The organism is Nibrella saemangeumensis, from assembly GCF_039541915.1.
GTDB lineage: Bacteria > Bacteroidota > Bacteroidia > Cytophagales > Spirosomataceae > Nibrella > Nibrella saemangeumensis.
This window is the reverse complement of sequence record NZ_BAABHD010000022.1, coordinates 357774-375202: the sequence shown is the minus strand read 5'-3', so window position 1 is coordinate 375202 and position 17429 is coordinate 357774. Positions and strand designations below refer to the sequence as shown.

Genomic DNA, 17429 nt, shown 5'->3' with positions numbered 1-17429 from the left:
CTACTCCAACCGGCTAACTACCGAGTAAGAATGCCTTGGTACTTGTAACTTTTTTTCCGACGTCTGGTCTGTGGCTTTTTCGTTTCTTAAGCATTGGTGGTTTTGGCTGCTGTTTAGTTACCCAGCGCTTGCCCAAAATCAGGTACGGTTTCATTCGGCTCGGCTGCTCGATACGCGCAGCGGGCTACCCCAGGGCTTTGTCCCTAATCTGATGCAGGATCATCGTGGTTTTATCTGGGCGGCTACGCAGGATGGGTTGTGCCGCTACGATGGGCATACCGTGAAAGTTTACCGCCATGTACCCGGCGACTCTACCTCACTGCCCTTTAGCAACATTGGTATGCTGGTGGAGGATGCGCATCAGCAGCTCTGGGTTAAGAGTGAGACAACTCAATTAGCAGTTAAGGACAATGCCACCGGTCGTTTTCGGTCCGTAGACATTCCCCGGTTGAATCAGCTTTTCAGTACACCAACCAACATTAACTGCCTGCATCCGGATCTGGACGGCGGCATGTGGCTGGGTATGGCTTCACACGGTTTACAGTACATCTCACCCGACCGTACCTACCTGACCTCATTTCACCGGCCATCGCCCAATGCCCTTCCCGCCGACACGGTATGGGGCATCTGGCAGGACAAAGACCGCACGCTTTGGGTTGGTACAGAGAAGGGACTTTTCAGGCGACGGTCTGACCAGGGAAGTTTTCAGCCTGTTCCGCTACCCGGCAATACGTCACCCATCGTCTTTAGAGTTTCGCGCCGGCCGGACGGTCGGCTGGTAGCCGGTCTGAAGCAACGGGTAGTCGTTTTGTCCCGGCAAGGCATGGCCGAATGGGACATAACCTTGCCCGAAAAGCCCATTATTCACAACCAGCGGGCCAGACGAGTCACTCAGATTGCCCATGATCAGCACGGATACACCTACATCTACGGCAACAATCAGCTTTACCGGTTTCGGGACCAGCCCGTCCTGGAAGAGATAAACTGGGAACCTAAAGGTACTTTACCAAACGAGAGTGACCGCTTTAAACTCGTATCCAGCTTGTTGCTCGACCGCTCCGAGGGGCTTTGGCTCGGGACAATAGGCTATGGTCTGGTCTATATTAACCTGCGGGAACCTCAGTTTCAGCCAGGACCATACCAGGTAAATTTCCATACCGACTTGCTGACAAGCTATTTCGGTTTAAAGCCAGAGCAAATACCCGCTCGGCTTCAATCGACCTCGGCTTATCAGATCCGGTACCTGACACAAAGCGACGGTAGTATGTGGCTGTCGAATCCAAGTTTTCTGTACCACTACCGTCCCCAAACCCGAACGTTCGAAGAAATCAGTCTGCCACCAATTCCTAACCCACCCCCTAACGCCGACAATCTGGGTTCCTTCAGCCTAGCGTCAGATCCACAGGAAACGCTATGGGGAGTCCAGGATAATTACCTGTTCTCCTATCAGCCTGACATCAGGAAATGGCAATTACTACCGATAGAACCTTCTCCCACTGTACGGATGTATCTGAGTGTAGATGCTCAAACCTGCTGGGCTCCTACCTGGGGTTCTGGTCTGTGGGCTTATGACCGCCGAACGGGTCAGACACGCTGGTACCGGCATTCCGATTCACCGACTTCACTGCCCTCCGATAAATTGCTCATGGTGGTACAGGACCCAAAGCGTTCCGATTACCTCTGGCTATCCACGACCGAATCGGGCATGTGCCATTTCAACAAACGAACGGGACGATGTACACGCTACTCTACCCAGAATGGCCTGCCTAATGATGTGGTCTACTGCATTATACCCGACGAAGCTGGCTTTCTCTGGCTGAGTACGAAAAAGGGTATTTGTCGCTTCGACCCTGCTTCCGGAAAGGTTATTACATTTTATGCCGAAGATGGGCTGCAGGGCGATGAGTTCAATCGCTATCACGGGGTACGAATGCCCGACGGAACTATCTTCATGGGTGGGGTCGACGGGATCACCCGTTTCTTACCACGTTTGATTCAAAAACAGGACCACTACCAGCCTACCGTTGCGCTAACGGAACTATGGATCAACAACCAGGTGGCAGAACCCAATCAGGAAAACTCACCCCTGCAACACTTAATCAACGAAACTGACCAGCTAACGCTACCCCACAACCAGAATTTCCTCAGCCTGGGATTTGCGGCCATGCAGTACAATGACCCCTCGGCTACTCGTTATCGTTATCAATTAGTAAACTATAATACCGAATGGGTTCCGGCCGGAGAAGCCCGCACAGCCGTGTTTACGGGTTTGCCACCCGGGGAATATACATTCCGCGTAAACGCTACCAATACGCTGGGCGTCTGGAGTTCTCACATTAAGACGCTGCGGATCACGATCCGGCCACCGTTGTGGGCTACGTGGTGGGCCTACCTGGGCTATGTGCTGCTAGCGGGCGCTGGTTTGTACGGCTTTATTACGTATCGCCTGAAGCAAACCCGTTTACAGCAGGAAGCGTTGTTCCAGCGCCGGGAAGCCGAACAACTCCGGCGACTGAATGATATTAAAACCCGCTTCTTCTCCAATATCACCCACGAATTCCGCACTCCACTCACGCTCATTCAAGCCCCTACCGAGCAGTTGCTGAACGAAATCCGGGAACCGCAGCAGGTCAGAAATCTGGAGACAATTCAGCGCAATGCCCATCAGCTTCAGCGCCTGATTAACCAGATGCTGGATCTGGCCAAACTGGAAGCGGACGCGATGACCGTAACCCTGTCCAGAGGAGATCTGGGATTGTTTCTGACTTCCCTGGTGGAGCCTTTTCAGCCGAAGGCCCAACAGAAATCGATCCGGTTGACTGCCGATATGGAGCCCACTGTCAACGAGAGCTGGTTTGACCGGGAAAAGCTGGAAATGATTGTGTTTAACCTGCTGGCCAATGCGCTGAAGTTTACCCCCGCTCATGGCGAAGTACACCTACAGGCTCGCCGGGCAGATGGGCAATTGATGCTGACCGTCCACGACACCGGCATTGGTATCCGCCCGGAGCAGTTACCCCACATTTTTGACCGCTTCTACCAGGGCGATGACTCGTCTACCCGACTTTACCGGGGTACTGGTATTGGTCTGGCGCTGGTGAAGGAACTGGTGGATCTCCTGAAAGGCGAGGTGCAGGTTAGCAGCGAAATTGGTAAAGGCACTACGTTTAGCGTTCGCTTGCCGCTACTATCACAACCGGCAGCGGCCGTGATAAGTCCTTCTGAAAACCAATCGCTTCCGATACGCCAGAAACCCGATCTGGCACCGGGCAGCGCCGTTACAGAAAATTCAAAAACGGCTACGCTGGCCGAAGGTCCGATGATCCTGCTGGCGGAGGATAATACCGAACTGGCCGACTTTATTGAAAACCTGCTGCGGCAGGTCGATTACCGCGTCTGGCGGGCCGATAATGGTCAGGATGCCTTGCAGATCGCTCAGACGAATATTCCCGACCTGATCGTCTCCGATGTGATGATGCCGCAAATGGACGGTTTCGAACTTTGTGAGCACCTGAAGCAGGACGAGCGTACCAACCACATCGGCGTGCTGCTACTGACGGCCCGTTCGGCTCCTGATAGCCGGCTGACGGGCCTGCGCCACGGTGCCGACGACTACATCACCAAACCTTTTGGGGCCGAAGAACTGCTGCTGCGCATCCAGAACCGGTTAACCTACCAGCAGCGGCTGCGCGACCATATCCGCCAAACGCTGACGGCTGATGTGATTCCTGCCCGGTTAGACGATCCGTTCCTCCAGCGGATTTATGACCTGTTGGGCAGGCACCTGGACGATGCTTCGTTTGGGGTAGATACCCTGGCAGAGGAATTGAACATGAGCCGGATGACGTTAAACCGAAAGCTCAAAGCGGTCAGTAATTTGCTGCCTAATGAACTGATCCGCAACTACCGGCTGCAACGCGGGGCCGAGTTGCTCAGGTCGGGTACCAGCATTGCCGAAGCCGCTTATGCTGTAGGCTTTGAGAGTCCACAATATTTCTCGACCTGTTTCAAAGAGTTGTACGATTGTACCCCGTCATCCTACGTAGTACAGCAGTCAGAACGACCATCAAAGTAACGCATAGGGTTACACGGCAAAACCAGCCAGTTGCTTAAAGACAAAAGCGCCCAATGACTGTCGGGCGCTTTTGCGTTGTATAGTAAGGTAAATTAGAATTCTATTTGCCCTCTGATTTCACCACCTGGATTGGCAGGGGTATGGATATTGAAATAATAAAAGCCGGCCAATAGACTATCTTCTTTGATAGCAACGCCATCCACCATAACGCTATTGGAGAAAGTGCCCGAGGTTGTTTTAGGCAGTGGTGTGGTAAAATCATGTCTGATACCGGCATTTCTACCCCGTGGTGCAGTCCCGTGAATGTGAGACCCAATAGGGTTGCCCGTCAGATTATTCCAGGTAACGGTGTAACTCATCACGTGGGTGATTCGATCAAAGACCACATTGGCAGTACCCATAGCCGGGCTATTTTTGGGTGGCACTTCCTGATCCGGACTCAGGGTCACGTTGGCTACCCGGATAAGCGGTACCTGGTGATCCTGAACACAGGCAGTAAACAGAGTGGAAACGGTAACGACAACGGCCGCCACAAGTACGTTAGAGGTTTTCATACGAACGAAGGTTTTGAGAGAGGGTTGTAAGTTTACCGGATGTTGCCTGGCTCCCGCTAGTCCCGGTAATAAACAGACCGTTAAAGGTAATCTATATACGGTTATATGAAACTTCTCCGACAAAAAATCAGAAAAAGTTTATTATCCGGCAGACCTGCTTTCAGATTGACAGCGTTACGGTAAGCCGGTAGGCATAATTGTCGCGGGCGAGCGGGAACTGATTGGGGCCCCAGCGCCGGAAAACGCTGCCGCCCAATCCCATGTACAGCGACTGCATAAAGGGGAACCGCAGGAGGTTATACACAGACAAACCACTTTCGTAATAGCCCTTCTCCAGCGTCCGGAACACCAGCGGCTCATGGGGTTTGCGGTTGCTCAGTTGCCCGAAACCCACATGCTGCGAGACGCTGATTTCCGGCTGGCTGTATTTCGTTTTGAGCCGGAACAGCAACCGGCCGAAGTTGTGCTCCCAGAACAGGTAGGCAAAGCGGTCGGAGGCAAACTCGTACAGCCCCATCGTCTGGAAGGTATTGGGCGAGTAGTAGTAAAAGCCGTTGCCGCCCGCGCTGCTGCCGGGTGCGCCAAACAGGTACGGATATGGCACCGTGCCGTTGAGCCATCCCCCCAGCAGCCGGAACCGGGACGTACCCAGCGCCTTGCTCACCACCTCATCGTCGACCTGAACAACGGTTTTGGTGTAGGTAAACTGACCACCCAGCGCAGGTATCCCGATAGCGACCTGCACATCCACTATCGGAAAGGATCCTGCCAGAATGGTCTCCAGCTTACCCGCTTTCTGCATCTGCTCGCGGGGGGCAATCCGGACGTTTAGACCCAGTTCACTGTTATAGAAGCGATGGGGATTAACCGATTCCACCGAAAACTGATAGGGATACGACGTCACCTGCCGGTATTCACGCCAGCCATACAGATTGAGTTGCACATGGGGCAGCGGGCGAAAATAGCCGTCGACCCGCCAGGCCTGCACACTGTCCATGCGGCTGCGCAGCCAGTTGCGGGGCTGCGGCCGCCCCAGCACAATCAGGGACTGACTCAATGAAGTAAGCTGGCCCGGTTCGGCAATGTCCTGCCGGTAGCTGACGCCCAGCCGGAGGTCACGCCGGGGTAGCAGATTGGCCTCCAGACTCCCACCGTACTTGAGCGCTTTATCCGCCGTGCCAAACGCAGCGTAACCGTACAGTTTCGCCCAGGGTAGTGGCGGTGGGGTCAGCTGCACCCCCAGCCCTAAACGCGTGCCTTCGTACTGGTTCCAGCGGAGCAGGTCGGCCACCACCAGATCGACCGCCCCCCCTTCAAGCGTACCGGTAGTCAATACCTGCATCACATCGCTGAAGCCGTGCAGGAACCGGCCAATCCGGCGCAGTTGGGGCAGCGAGTCCCACATGGCATACGACGCCCGCTCGCGATGGTCGAGCGAGTCGGCCCGCAGCCGCTGCCAGACCGAATCGGGAGTAGAGGCTGCACCAGGGCGCTGCTCGCGGGTCAGGTGGTCAAAACTTTTCATGGGCAGGATCGGGTTGATCTGCACCTCGGTGACCTGGCTGCGGTTGCGGATCAGCACATCCAGTTTGGTCGAACTTTTGGCCAGCGGCATCTTCAGGTCGGTTTGCAGCCAGTCGGGAAACCAGCGCCCACCCAGCCGCTGGTACTGCTGTTGCACCCGGAACCAGACCTTCTGATTCGTGTCTGCCGGCATGGCAATGATGTTTTCGATGGCGTAGCCGTCGGTGTTAATGTACACCACGCCTTTGAGCCCTTCAAAGTGCTTGTTCGGAAACGGCTGAAACGACAGGACATAGGTGCTGTCGTGCTCGTGGAACAAGGTATCTTCAATTGCAAAATCATAGCGGGAAAAGGTACCCTCGGCGATGGGGTTGAGGTAATTGCGCTCCATTATTGGCAGTTGAATGATTTCCTGGTAAAACCCGAACGGCTGAAAATCGGTCGGCGTGATCCCCATTGAGAAATCACCAGGAAACGAAGATTTTGTAGCCAGAATGATCTCCTTGCGCTGGTTTGGCCGCTGGTAACGGATCTCGGTGACGGACTCCTTGAGCCAGACGTGCATCTGGCTCGTAAACGCTTCCATCAGCATGGGGCTGTACGGCCGCCGTTTTACCTGGTTGCGATAAGCCTCAGTAGAGGTATCCGTAACGAAGTTATCAATAGTGTAATATGACTTGTTGTAGGTCTTACAGGTATAGGTTGAATACGCTTCGGGATCGTTGCGCGACCGGTTCTTCAGCACGTTCCGGACAATGGCCCAGGCCGGATTCTCGCCCGGCCGCACCACTACTTCGCTCAGCTGCGTCACCGTTGGCACCAGGTCAATGCGGAGGAGATCACCTTCATCTGCCAGCCTGACAGCTCGGGGCTGATACCCTACATAACTGACCAGCAGCGTCTGCCCCGCTGTAGCTTTAATTTGAAAACGTCCGTCGAGGTCCGTCAGCGTACCCTGTTTTGTACCCTGCACCGCCAGGCTCACAAACGCCAGCGGCTCGCGGGTGCGGGCATCGCGCACCACCCCTTTGTATAGTTGCTGGGCGTATCCCGGCGTCAGCAGCCCCAACAGCAGACAGAGGAAAAGCCCAATCCGATTCATTAGTAATGTGTTTACTATCACTAATACGCACTGGCAGGCCGTTTCGTATACGAGGTCAGTAATACCGCCCAATTACAGCATTATCGACAATAGCCCGGCGGAATTCGCGCAGGTCGACAGCCCCCTGTTTGCGGTAGGCTACCTTGCCGCCCGGCTCAATCACCAATGTGTAAGGCAGGGCACCCTGCCATTTGGGATCTACGAGTTCAATGAAGGTATAGATGTCTAACCCCTCCAAAATATAATTGGCATTGGACGCCTGTTTGCTTTTCAGGAACTTCAGCGCCTTTTCCCGTGCTTCGGGTTTGTCGGTAGTGATGCTGACGAAGTCAAAATCGCGTCCGCGGTACATCCGGTAGGTATCCACCAGATCCGGAAACTCCACCACGCAGGGCCCGCACCAGGTTGCCCAGACGTTGACCACCCGCAGCTTATCGGTATCGTTTTTCAGCAACTTCCGCAACGATTCTTCGTTGATGCTCTCCAGCTTCACCTCTTCTTTGGCCCATCGCTCCCTGGTCTTCTGAATCCACTCCGTTTTATCTTTCCACTTGATCGAACAACCGAACGATTTAGTCGTCGGGTTGGCAACAGGCCGGCCGGCCAGCAGAGCCTCTACAGCCTCGCGGGCGTCGTTGTGGTTCGGTTTACCCGTTGGTTTCTCCACATCATCAAACCGCCCGATGTACCGCAACGTCCGGCTCCTGTCGAAGATAAATACATGCGGGGTAGCCACGGCACCGTAGGCCCGGGCAGTAGCCTGGGTAGCACCATCGTAGAGGTATGGAAAGTTATAGTCTTTCCCGCTGGCCCGGATTTTCATTTCCTCGAAGGTATCGCCCAGGTCAGAGTATCCCAGTTCGTCGAGGCTGACCGCTTCCGGCGCGTTGGGCGAAATCGCCACGACCTGTACCCCTTTGTTTTTGTAATCGGTAGTAAACCGGATCAGTCGGTCTTCGTACGCCTGGGCCGTGGGGCAGTGATTACAGGTAAAGACCATAACCAGCACATCGGCTTTGGCGAAGCTGGCCAGGCTGTACGTTTTGTCATCAACGCCGGGCAGGCTAAAATCTGGAGCTTTTGCGCCAATCGCCAGCGTTTTGGGCTCTTCAGCGTAGGTATTCGCCACCAGCGACCCCATGATCAAAAGGAGTAGCAGCCGTTTCATATTGGAAGCAGGGTTAGGAAATACATTGCTTTTGTAAGAGAAAGATACAAATTTATCTGCCATTATGGCGTAAAACCTTCAGGCACCGCGGCCTGGTCTGATAGTTGATTCTTTGTTTTCCGCCGGCTTTGCGAAGCACTTGCTAATAAGGAAGTAGAATTCAATAGACGGGCTTGTTGCAGTACCGACGTAATGAACTAATTTTGTGCAAAATTACGTAAACTATATAGTCAGTGGCGACCGCCCGGCGGCCTGACACTGACAAATGCCTATTATCCCAGAAAATGATTAATCTTATCACTAAAGGTATAACCAAGTTTTTCGGCACCAAGTCACAACGGGACCTGCGCGACCTGTACCCGTATGTGGAAAAGGTGAATACCGAATTTAACCGGTTGAAGGACCTTTCCAACGACGAACTGCGGAATGCATCGGCCGAACTGAAGCAGCAGATCGCCCGCGAGTTGCAGGACATCGATACCAAAGTGGCTGACCTGAACCACCAGGTAAGCAGCCAGCCGGACATGGATGTCAACCAGAAAGAACAGATCTTCAACCAGATCGATAAACTGGAGGCCGACCGCAACAAAGAACTGGAGCGTGTGCTGCTGGACATCCTGCCCAGAGCGTTTGCCGTGGTTAAAGAAACTGCCCGCCGTTTTTCGCAGAACGAGCAACTCGACGTTACCGCCACTCCGCTCGACCGAGAACTAGCCCTCCGGAAAAAGAACGTAACCATCGACGGTGACAAGGCCTACTGGGCCAACCAGTGGGAAGCCGCCGGTACGCTCATCAAGTGGGACATGGTCCACTACGATGTGCAGATCATCGGTGGGGTGGTGCTGCACCAGGGCAAGATCTCCGAAATGGCTACGGGTGAAGGTAAAACCCTCGTGGCTACGTTCCCGGCCTTCCTGAACGCCCTGGCCGGTCGTGGTGTACACGTCGTGACGGTAAACGACTACCTTGCCAAGCGTGACTCCGAGTGGATGGCCCCGCTGTTTGAGTTCCACGGCCTGCGCATCGATTGTATTGATAAGCACCAGCCGAACTCCGAAGCCCGCAAGAACGCTTACCTGGCCGACATCACCTACGGAACCAACAACGAATTCGGTTTCGACTACCTCCGCGACAACATGGCCCGCACCCCGGAAGAACTGGTGCAGCGGAAACACCACTACGCCATGGTCGATGAGGTTGACTCCGTCCTGATCGATGATGCCCGGACGCCCCTGATTATCTCCGGTCCCGTACCCCGTGGTGACGAGCAGGATTTTATTGAATTGAAACCCCGCGTAGCCCGGGTGGTCGAAGCCCAGCGCAAGCTGGTGATGGACCTGCTGAACGAAGCGAAGAAGAAAATTGCCGCCGGCGACGAGAAGGAAGGGGGCGTGGCCCTGTTTCGGGCGCACCGGGGCTTCCCCAAATACAAGCCGCTGATTAAGTACCTGAGCGAAACCGGTATGAAGCAGATTCTGCAGAAAACAGAATCTATTTACCTGGCCGAAAACCAGAAGCTGATGCCGGAAGCCGATGCTCCCCTGTACTTTACCATCGACGAGCGGCACAACAGCATTGACCTGACCGAGAAAGGAATCGACTACATCACCGGCTCCGGCGAAGACCCGAACTTCTTTATCCTGCCCGACCTGTCTATCGACCTGAACGCCGTTGATAAAAACAGCGAGTTGTCGGAACAGGAAAAAATCCTGCACAAAGAGGCTGTTATCCGTGATTACTCCGTCAAGACGCAGCGCATCAACACCGTCAACCAGTTGCTGAAAGCCTTCAGCCTGTTTGAGAAGGATGTCGATTACGTGATTATGGACGGGAAGGTAAAGATCGTTGACGAGCAGACGGGCCGGATTATGGAAGGTCGTCGCTGGTCAGATGGTCTGCACCAGGCCGTAGAAGCCAAGGAAGGCGTGAAGGTGGAAGACGCGACCCAGACGTACGCCACCGTTACGCTGCAAAACTACTTCCGGATGTACCACAAGCTGGCCGGCATGACCGGTACGGCCGAAACGGAAGCCTCTGAATTCTGGCAGATCTACAAGCTGGATGTGGTAGTCATTCCAACCAACAGACAGATCGTCCGGAAGGATGAAGAAGATAAAGTATACCGCTCGGTACGGGAGAAATATAATTCCGTTGTCGACGAGATTGTGAGTCTGGTCGAGAAGGGGCGCCCGGTCCTGGTAGGTACCACCTCCGTTGAAAACTCCGAGCTGCTCAGCCGTTTGCTGATGCTCCGGAAGATTCAGCACCAGGTCCTCAACGCCAAGTACCACCAGCGCGAGGCCGAAATCGTTTCCGAAGCCGGTAAGCCGGGAGCGGTAACCATCGCCACCAACATGGCCGGCCGGGGTACCGACATTAAACTGACCCCTGAATCGCGGAGTGCCGGTGGTCTGGCCATCATCGGTACGGAACGCCACGAGTCACGTCGGGTCGACCGGCAGTTGCGCGGTCGTTCGGGTCGTCAGGGTGACCCCGGTACCACGCAGTTCTTTGTGTCGCTGGAAGATAGCCTGATGCGTCTGTTCGGCTCCGATCGCATTGCCCGCGTCATGGACCGGATGGGTCTGGAAGAAGGCGAGGTGATTCAGCACTCGATGATTACCAAGTCGATTGAGCGGGCGCAGAAAAAGGTAGAAGAAAACAACTTCGGTATCCGGAAGCGCCTGCTGGAATACGACGACGTGATGAACTACCAGCGGGAAGCGATCTACAAGCGTCGCCGGAACGCCCTCTTCGGGGATCGTCTGCCGCTGGACATTGCCAACACGATGTACGATGTCTGCGACGAAATCGTTACCAATACGGAAGGTAACTACGACGAGATCTCGCTGCAAATGCTGACCGCGATGGGCGTAAGCGTATCGATCAGCCGCGAAGAATTTGCCAAGCTGAAAAAGCCGGAGCAAGTGCAGCGCTTGTACGAAGAAGCCGAGAAAAAGTACCACGAAAAGAACCACGCCATTGCTGAAAAGGCCTTGCCGGTGCTTCAGCAGGTACTGCAGGAGCAGGGTGCCATCATTAAGAACATTGTGGTGCCGTTTACCGACGGTGTACACGAACTAACGGTCGTCTGCGATCTGCAGCGCTCCGTTGACACACAGGCCCGCGAACTGGTAACCGAGATGGAGAAAGCCGTTACGCTCTCTATCATTGACCAGGAATGGAAAGAACACCTGCGCGAGATGGACGACCTGAAGCAGTCGGTACAAAATGCCGTGTTCGAGCAGAAAGATCCGCTGCTGGTGTATAAGTTTGAGTCGGTGGAGTTGTTCAAACGCTTTCTCAACAAGGTTAACTTCGATACGATCAGCTTCCTGAGTAAAGCTGATATTCCAGCGCAGGAGCCTCAGGAGGTGCGGCAGGAAGTAATGCAGGCCCCGGCCCATCGTCCGGAGCCGCAGCCCGAACTGCATACCAACAAGGAAGACCACGATGAGCCGGTAGCCGGCGGACCGGAAGAGTACGCCCGCCGGATGGCCGCCAACAACCGGCCACCCGAGCGCCAGGCTCCGGTACGCGTCACCAAAATTGCCAACCGCAATGAGAAGGTGAGTGTACAGTACGCCGACGGCACCGTGAAGCGCGACGTTAAATACAAGACCGTCGAAAACGACATTATGACCGGTCGGGCGGTGTTAATTGAATAGAGACGTTGATAGAAGCCATGAATAGAAGCCGGAAGTCAGGTAGTCATACGAAGCGAAAACAGCGTGTGGCCGTCTGGCTTTCGGCCTTTTTTACGGTTTACTTCTTTGTGGGTTTAAAGCCTGCGGCCGAACCGATTGTCCTGAAGGCGGAGCCGCTGCCGTTTACCCCGAAAGAGTTTTATATTGCCGACGTTATCGATGAGCGCCCGGAGCGTGGAGGGATAGGTCACCTGATAACAACACCCGGCCGGCCAGCGGAGCGGGTCGATTTGCAGGGCGGTACCGTGCCGGCCCTCCGGCAGTTTGTCCGCCAGAGTCTGCGGCAGAATCAGTCGCTGCGGGCTATTGCCATCCGGCTGAAACAGTGCAAAATCACCGAGACGGCGGCCACCGGCAACCGGGTTGAAGGCCGCATTGTGGTAGGCATGGCGTTTGACATCCTGCGCGATGGCGAGTCGGTCCGGCTGGTGGAGTATCAGGGTGGAGCGCGTTATAACCGGCCGGCCAGTCAGCTTACGTCCATTGAGCCGACGCTGCGGCAGTCATTAACGGATGCGTTGAAGTTCCTGAACACCTGGATGAACCAGCAGGCAAATCAGAACGAGAAACTGGCTAAAGACCTGAAGGTTACCTTCACGGATTATGTGAACACGGCCGAGACCGATTCGGTATTTTACGCCGTCAACCGCCCGCTGACCTGGAATGATTTCCGGGCCAAACCGTCGGGGATCAGCCGGTACGCAGCCGCCGTGTTTCCGAGTTTCGGCTACGAAGGCGGCAGCGAAACGGTAAACGGGGTGCTGAATGTAAAGCTGATCCTGAAAGTCTATGTCCTGAAAAGCTCGTCCTGGGTGAAAGAAGTGGCCCGAAATGATTACGCCCTTAACCACGAGCAGCGGCACTTCGACATTGTCAAGATCGTAGCCGAACGGTTCAAGCAGCGGGTACCCGCCGACAGCCTGACCATCGACGATTACAACAGCATCATTCAATACCAATACCTGGAAGCGTTCCGGGAGATGAACCGGCTCCAGGAGCAGTACGACGGTGAAACGAATCACGGCATTAATCAGTCGGTCCAGGAGCGCTGGAACCAACGGATTGATGCCGATTTACGGAAATATAGTATAAAGTAATGAGGCCTATCGCACCGCTCCATCAACTTGAAACATGAAACTTGAAACCTACATCGACCACACCAATCTAAAGCCCACCGCTACCGAAACGGACATCCGGCAACTCTGCGCTGAAGCGTATCAGCATCGGTTCCGGACGGTTTGTGTCCCTCCTTCTTATGTCTTATATGCCAGTGACATCCTGGCGGGGTCGCCGGTTACCGTCTGCACGGTCATCGGGTTTCCGCTGGGGTACAACAGCCTGACGGTAAAAGTGACTGAATCCGAGAAGGCGCTGGAAGATGGCGCGACCGAGCTGGATATGGTCATCAATCTGACCCGGTTCAAGTCCATGGCGTATCTGAGCGTGCGGGAGGAAATCAGTACGCTGGCCGGTCTGGCCCAGAGCCAGGGCGCCTTGCTGAAGGTCATTCTTGAAACCGCTTACCTGGACGACAACGAAATCCGGATTGCCTGCGAGTTATGCGTCGAAGCCAACGCTGATTTTGTAAAAACCTCCACCGGCTTTGCCCCGGCCGGGGCGGAGATTGAGCAGGTAAAACTGATCCGGTCATTGCTGCCGGACACCATGCAGGTAAAAGCTTCCGGCGGCATCAAAACCTACGAACAGGCCCTGGCCTTCATAGAAGCCGGTGCAGCCCGCATCGGTACCTCATCGGGTGTCGCTATTGTGCAGCAAACTGTATGAAGAAAGGGCGTATCCTGCACATCAGTACCGCTCACCAACCCACCGACCCCAGGGTCGTGTATAAACAATGCCGCACGCTGGCGCAAGTTTATGATGTCTACTGCGCCATCCCGAACGCCATACCGAGTGTAGCACCGGAGATTCGGTTTATCCGGCTGCCGTATTTTAAACGGGTAATCTGGCGCACCCTGCTTACCTGTCCGCTCATCGTGCTGCGCTGCCTGTGGATCCGGCCCCGCGTAATTCATATCTACGTACCGGAGTTCATCCCCTTTGCGTTTCTGTTCAAATGGCTGGGTGCCGTGGTCATTTATGAGGTACAGGAGAATCTATACAAGAAAATGCACCTGAAGACCTTCAACCGGGGCTGGCTGCTGGAGCAGGCCTTCCGGTATTTCGATCAATTGGCGCGGCAGCATTTTACGCTCATTTTTACCGAACACGGTTACCTGGATACCTATTCCAATCTGGTCAAACCCTACGCCGTCATTTACAACTACCCTCTGCTCGACGACATCCTCCCCTATCGCCGTCCCTATCGCCAGTCGCAGGAACCCATCACCTTTTTCTACATCGGCTGGTTAACCTTCGAGCGCGCCTTTGATGCCATGCTCGAAGGCTTTGTACGCCTGAAAAAGCAATATCCTTCCTTCAAAGTCCATCTATTTGGTCGGCAGACATTTACCCAGGAAGATCTGGAACGCATTCCGGCCTACCATGCCGTCAAAGAAGATCTGATCTTCTACGGATATACCGACCAACCGGAAGCCCTGCCCTACGCTAGCAACGCCGTTGCTGGTATTGCCCTGCTCAAGCCTGTCGGTGATTACCCGGACTCGTACACCACCAAAATGTTTGAGTACATGGCGCTCGGCCTGCCGGTACTCACCTCCGACTTTCCCCTCTACCAGGATGTAGTCGAGCGGCACCAGTGCGGTTTCTGCGTGGACCCCACCAACACCACAGCCGTTGCCGACCGGCTAATCTGGCTGATCGAACACCGTGACGAAGCCGAAGCCATGGGCCAGCGCGGCTATGAAGCCGTGCTGCGGGAATACAACTGGGATACGGAAGCCCGCAAATTGCTTGACCTCTACTCGTCTTTGCGTTAATTTACCCGCATTATCGACATCAGGCTACCCCCTTCACTGCATGCCACAGCCCCGTCTTCTCCTGGCGATATTCGTCCTGCTAGCCTTAACCGGTTTTTCCGTCTGGAGTACGCTGCTGGTCAGACCGCCGGAAGCCCGTCCGGCTTCGGCCCTGGCCAACGAGTTTTCGGCGGAGCGGGCGATGCAGTATATACGCCGGATTGCCGCTGTACCCCACGCCATGGGTACGCCGGCACATGCACAGGTACGGGGGTATCTGGTCGATGAAATGCGTCGGCTTGGCTTACAGCCCGAGGTGCAGGAGCGTACCGTGAGCGCGGAAGCTTTTGGGGCCAGCCGGACGGGATATGTCTACAACATCATCGGACGGTTGAAAGGGCGTACAGCCGGTAAAGCCGTACTCCTGATGGCCCACTACGACTCCCAGCCCAATACACCCGGTGCCGCCGACGATGGGGCCGGCGTAGCCGCCATCCTGGAAACCGCCCGGGCACTCCGGCAAGGCCCTCCCTTGCAAAACGACGTCATTTTTTTGCTCACCGATGGCGAAGAATATGGTCTCTTCGGCGCGAGTGCCTTTCTTCGCCACCGGCTCGCCAAAGACGTTGGGCTTGTTATAAACCTGGAAGCCAGGGGCAATAGCGGCCCGAGCATGACCTTTGAAATAAGCCCTGAAAACGGCTGGGTGATTGAAGAGTTCGCGAAGGCGGCACCGTACCCGTTTGCCAGTTCACTGATGTATGAAGTCTACCGCGCCTTACCTAATGATACCGATTTCTCGGTCTTCCGGGAGGCAGGGTATACGGGCGTCAATTCCGCTTTTGCTGATGGGTTTGTTCACTACCATAAACTCACGGATTCTCCGGATAATCTGAATCAGAATAGCCTCCAGCACCATGGTGACAATATGCTGGCGCTGACGCGGCATTTCGGGACCATTTCCCTCACCCAGACCAAAGCGCCGGATAAAGTGTTTTTCAATCCGGCGGGCAGCTGGCTGGTTCAATACCCCATGACGCTGAACGGGCTGTGGATTGCCCTGGTAACCGGGCTGCTAATAGGTGTATTGATTGCCGGACTGCGTAGGAAAGCCATTACCCTGCCGCAGGTACTCGGTGGCTTTCTCCTTTATTTAGTAATGCTGGTCATTGTCGCCGGGTCAATTTTCCTGATAAATAGGCTCATCTTGCGCCTGCTGCCTTACACCCATCCATTTAATGGCGTATATAGCTCCAATCTCTTTTGGGTCGCGTACCTCTTAGTGGCAACGGGCCTGTTTCTGCTGGTAAGCCGGCTTGCCCTGCGCCGGCTCCGAGTATTTTCGCTCACGATGGGCGTGTATCTGCTGCTGTACGGGCTGACTCTCACCCTGTTTGCCTTTGTTCCGTCGGCTACCTTTGTTTTTTTATTTCCCCTCCTGTTTTGTCTGGTCGGTACCCTGATTGTCTTTGTCCAGAACCGGCACCGGCAGGAGACCTCTTTGCCATACGTGAGTATTCTGCTGATCGCACTGCTGCCAGCCATCTTTATGCTGATGCCGATTGTCCGGCTGTTAACCGTGATCTTCGCGCTGCAATTACCGGTGGCTTCGGTAGGCCTGTTTCTGCTTGTGTTGGGACTGGCTTTCCCTTTGCTGATGGTGTCAGAGCGACAGACAAACTGGCGACGCATACCGATACTTTCTTTGCTGCTCCTGCTGGCAGGAGTCCTACAAACCGTTTGGGCCATCCAACAGGAGCAGCCTGGCCCGGAACACCCGCTCCACAGCCATGTTGGCTATTACCTGAATGCCGACAACGGGCAGGCCTGGTGGGCGTCGGATTACCAGACCACCGACGATTGGAACAGGCAATTCTTCCCCAATCCGACTACCGGTACCCTCGCAGAGTTTTACCCCATGGCATCGGCGGTTTACCTGAAAGATAAAGCGCAGCCCATCCCTGTTCAGCCCCCCGTTGCCCAACTTATATCCGACTCCGCAGCCGGGCAGGACCACGTGCTGACCATCCGCCTGCACTCACCCCGGCAGGCCGCGCATGTGCAGATTGTACTGTTGCCCCAACAGGAAAGCGATGTATTTGCCGTAACGATGAATGGCGAACGGCTGCTGCGCAAATTCACCGATACGCCCGAAGGACCGGCCTTTTATATCCTGTTTAACGGCTTACCCGTGTCCAAAGAGGTAACGCTATTGGTACAGTTGAAGAAGGACAGTCCGCTGCGGTTGCTGCTGTATGACCAGTCTATTGGTTTGCCTCAGCAGTTGGTTAAAACGCCTATGCCTGCTCACGTGATCCCGGAGCAGGGCCGAACCAGTAATATCACCGTGGTCAGGAAAGCGTATCAATTTTAATCTCAACCGAAAAGCGCACACGCTGCCGAATCTATACAGATTGGTCCAA

General features: G+C 54.8%; 9 protein-coding genes. 6 read left to right on the top strand and 3 right to left on the bottom strand.

Annotated features, from left to right (window positions below):
* Positions 1–211: 211 nt before the first annotated feature.
* Positions 212–4075, top strand: a complete 3864-nt coding sequence (locus ABD949_RS09410; protein ID WP_345242823.1) for a hybrid sensor histidine kinase/response regulator transcription factor — start codon at positions 212–214, stop codon at positions 4073–4075.
* A 92-nt stretch (positions 4076–4167) separates the two neighbouring features.
* On the opposite strand, the gene ABD949_RS09405 is transcribed toward ABD949_RS09410, so the two are convergent.
* The 3 genes from ABD949_RS09405 to ABD949_RS09395 form a co-directional block, all read right to left on the bottom strand.
* Entirely contained in the window at positions 4168–4629 is a 462-nt protein-coding gene (locus tag ABD949_RS09405) for a CHRD domain-containing protein (RefSeq protein ID WP_345242821.1), read from the bottom strand.
* A gap of 160 nt (positions 4630–4789) precedes the next feature.
* Positions 4790–7255 carry a DUF5686 and carboxypeptidase-like regulatory domain-containing protein gene (locus tag ABD949_RS09400; protein WP_345242820.1) on the bottom strand — a complete coding sequence of 822 codons (2466 nt, stop codon included), beginning with the start codon at positions 7253–7255 and terminating at the stop codon, positions 4790–4792.
* A 55-nt stretch (positions 7256–7310) separates the two neighbouring features.
* Positions 7311–8423, bottom strand: coding sequence for a redoxin domain-containing protein (locus tag ABD949_RS09395; RefSeq protein WP_345242818.1), 1113 nt, complete (start codon positions 8421–8423; stop codon positions 7311–7313).
* A gap of 284 nt (positions 8424–8707) precedes the next feature.
* Between ABD949_RS09395 and secA the strand changes: the two genes are divergently transcribed.
* Genes secA through ABD949_RS09370 form a run of 5 tightly spaced genes read left to right on the top strand, consistent with a single transcriptional unit; the run spans position 8708 to position 17380 of the window.
* A complete protein-coding gene (gene secA / locus ABD949_RS09390) occupies positions 8708–12091 on the top strand; it encodes a preprotein translocase subunit SecA (RefSeq protein WP_345242816.1) in 3384 nt (1127 codons plus the stop codon).
* Positions 12092–12108: 17 nt separating this feature from the next.
* Complete coding sequence (locus tag ABD949_RS09385; RefSeq protein WP_345242814.1) at positions 12109–13227, top strand: hypothetical protein; 1119 nt, start codon at positions 12109–12111, stop codon at positions 13225–13227.
* A 34-nt stretch (positions 13228–13261) separates the two neighbouring features.
* Positions 13262–13915, top strand: a complete 654-nt coding sequence (gene deoC, locus ABD949_RS09380) for a deoxyribose-phosphate aldolase (protein WP_345242812.1) — start codon at positions 13262–13264, stop codon at positions 13913–13915.
* Positions 13912–15027, top strand: a complete 1116-nt coding sequence (locus ABD949_RS09375) for a glycosyltransferase (RefSeq protein ID WP_345242810.1) — start codon at positions 13912–13914, stop codon at positions 15025–15027. Before deoC ends, ABD949_RS09375 begins: the two co-directional genes overlap by 4 nt.
* Positions 15028–15067: 40 nt before the next feature.
* The gene (locus ABD949_RS09370) at positions 15068–17380 is read left to right on the top strand and encodes a M20/M25/M40 family metallo-hydrolase (protein WP_345242808.1); all 2313 of its coding nucleotides are present in this window, start codon (positions 15068–15070) and stop codon (positions 17378–17380) included.
* Positions 17381–17429 lie beyond the last annotated feature (49 nt).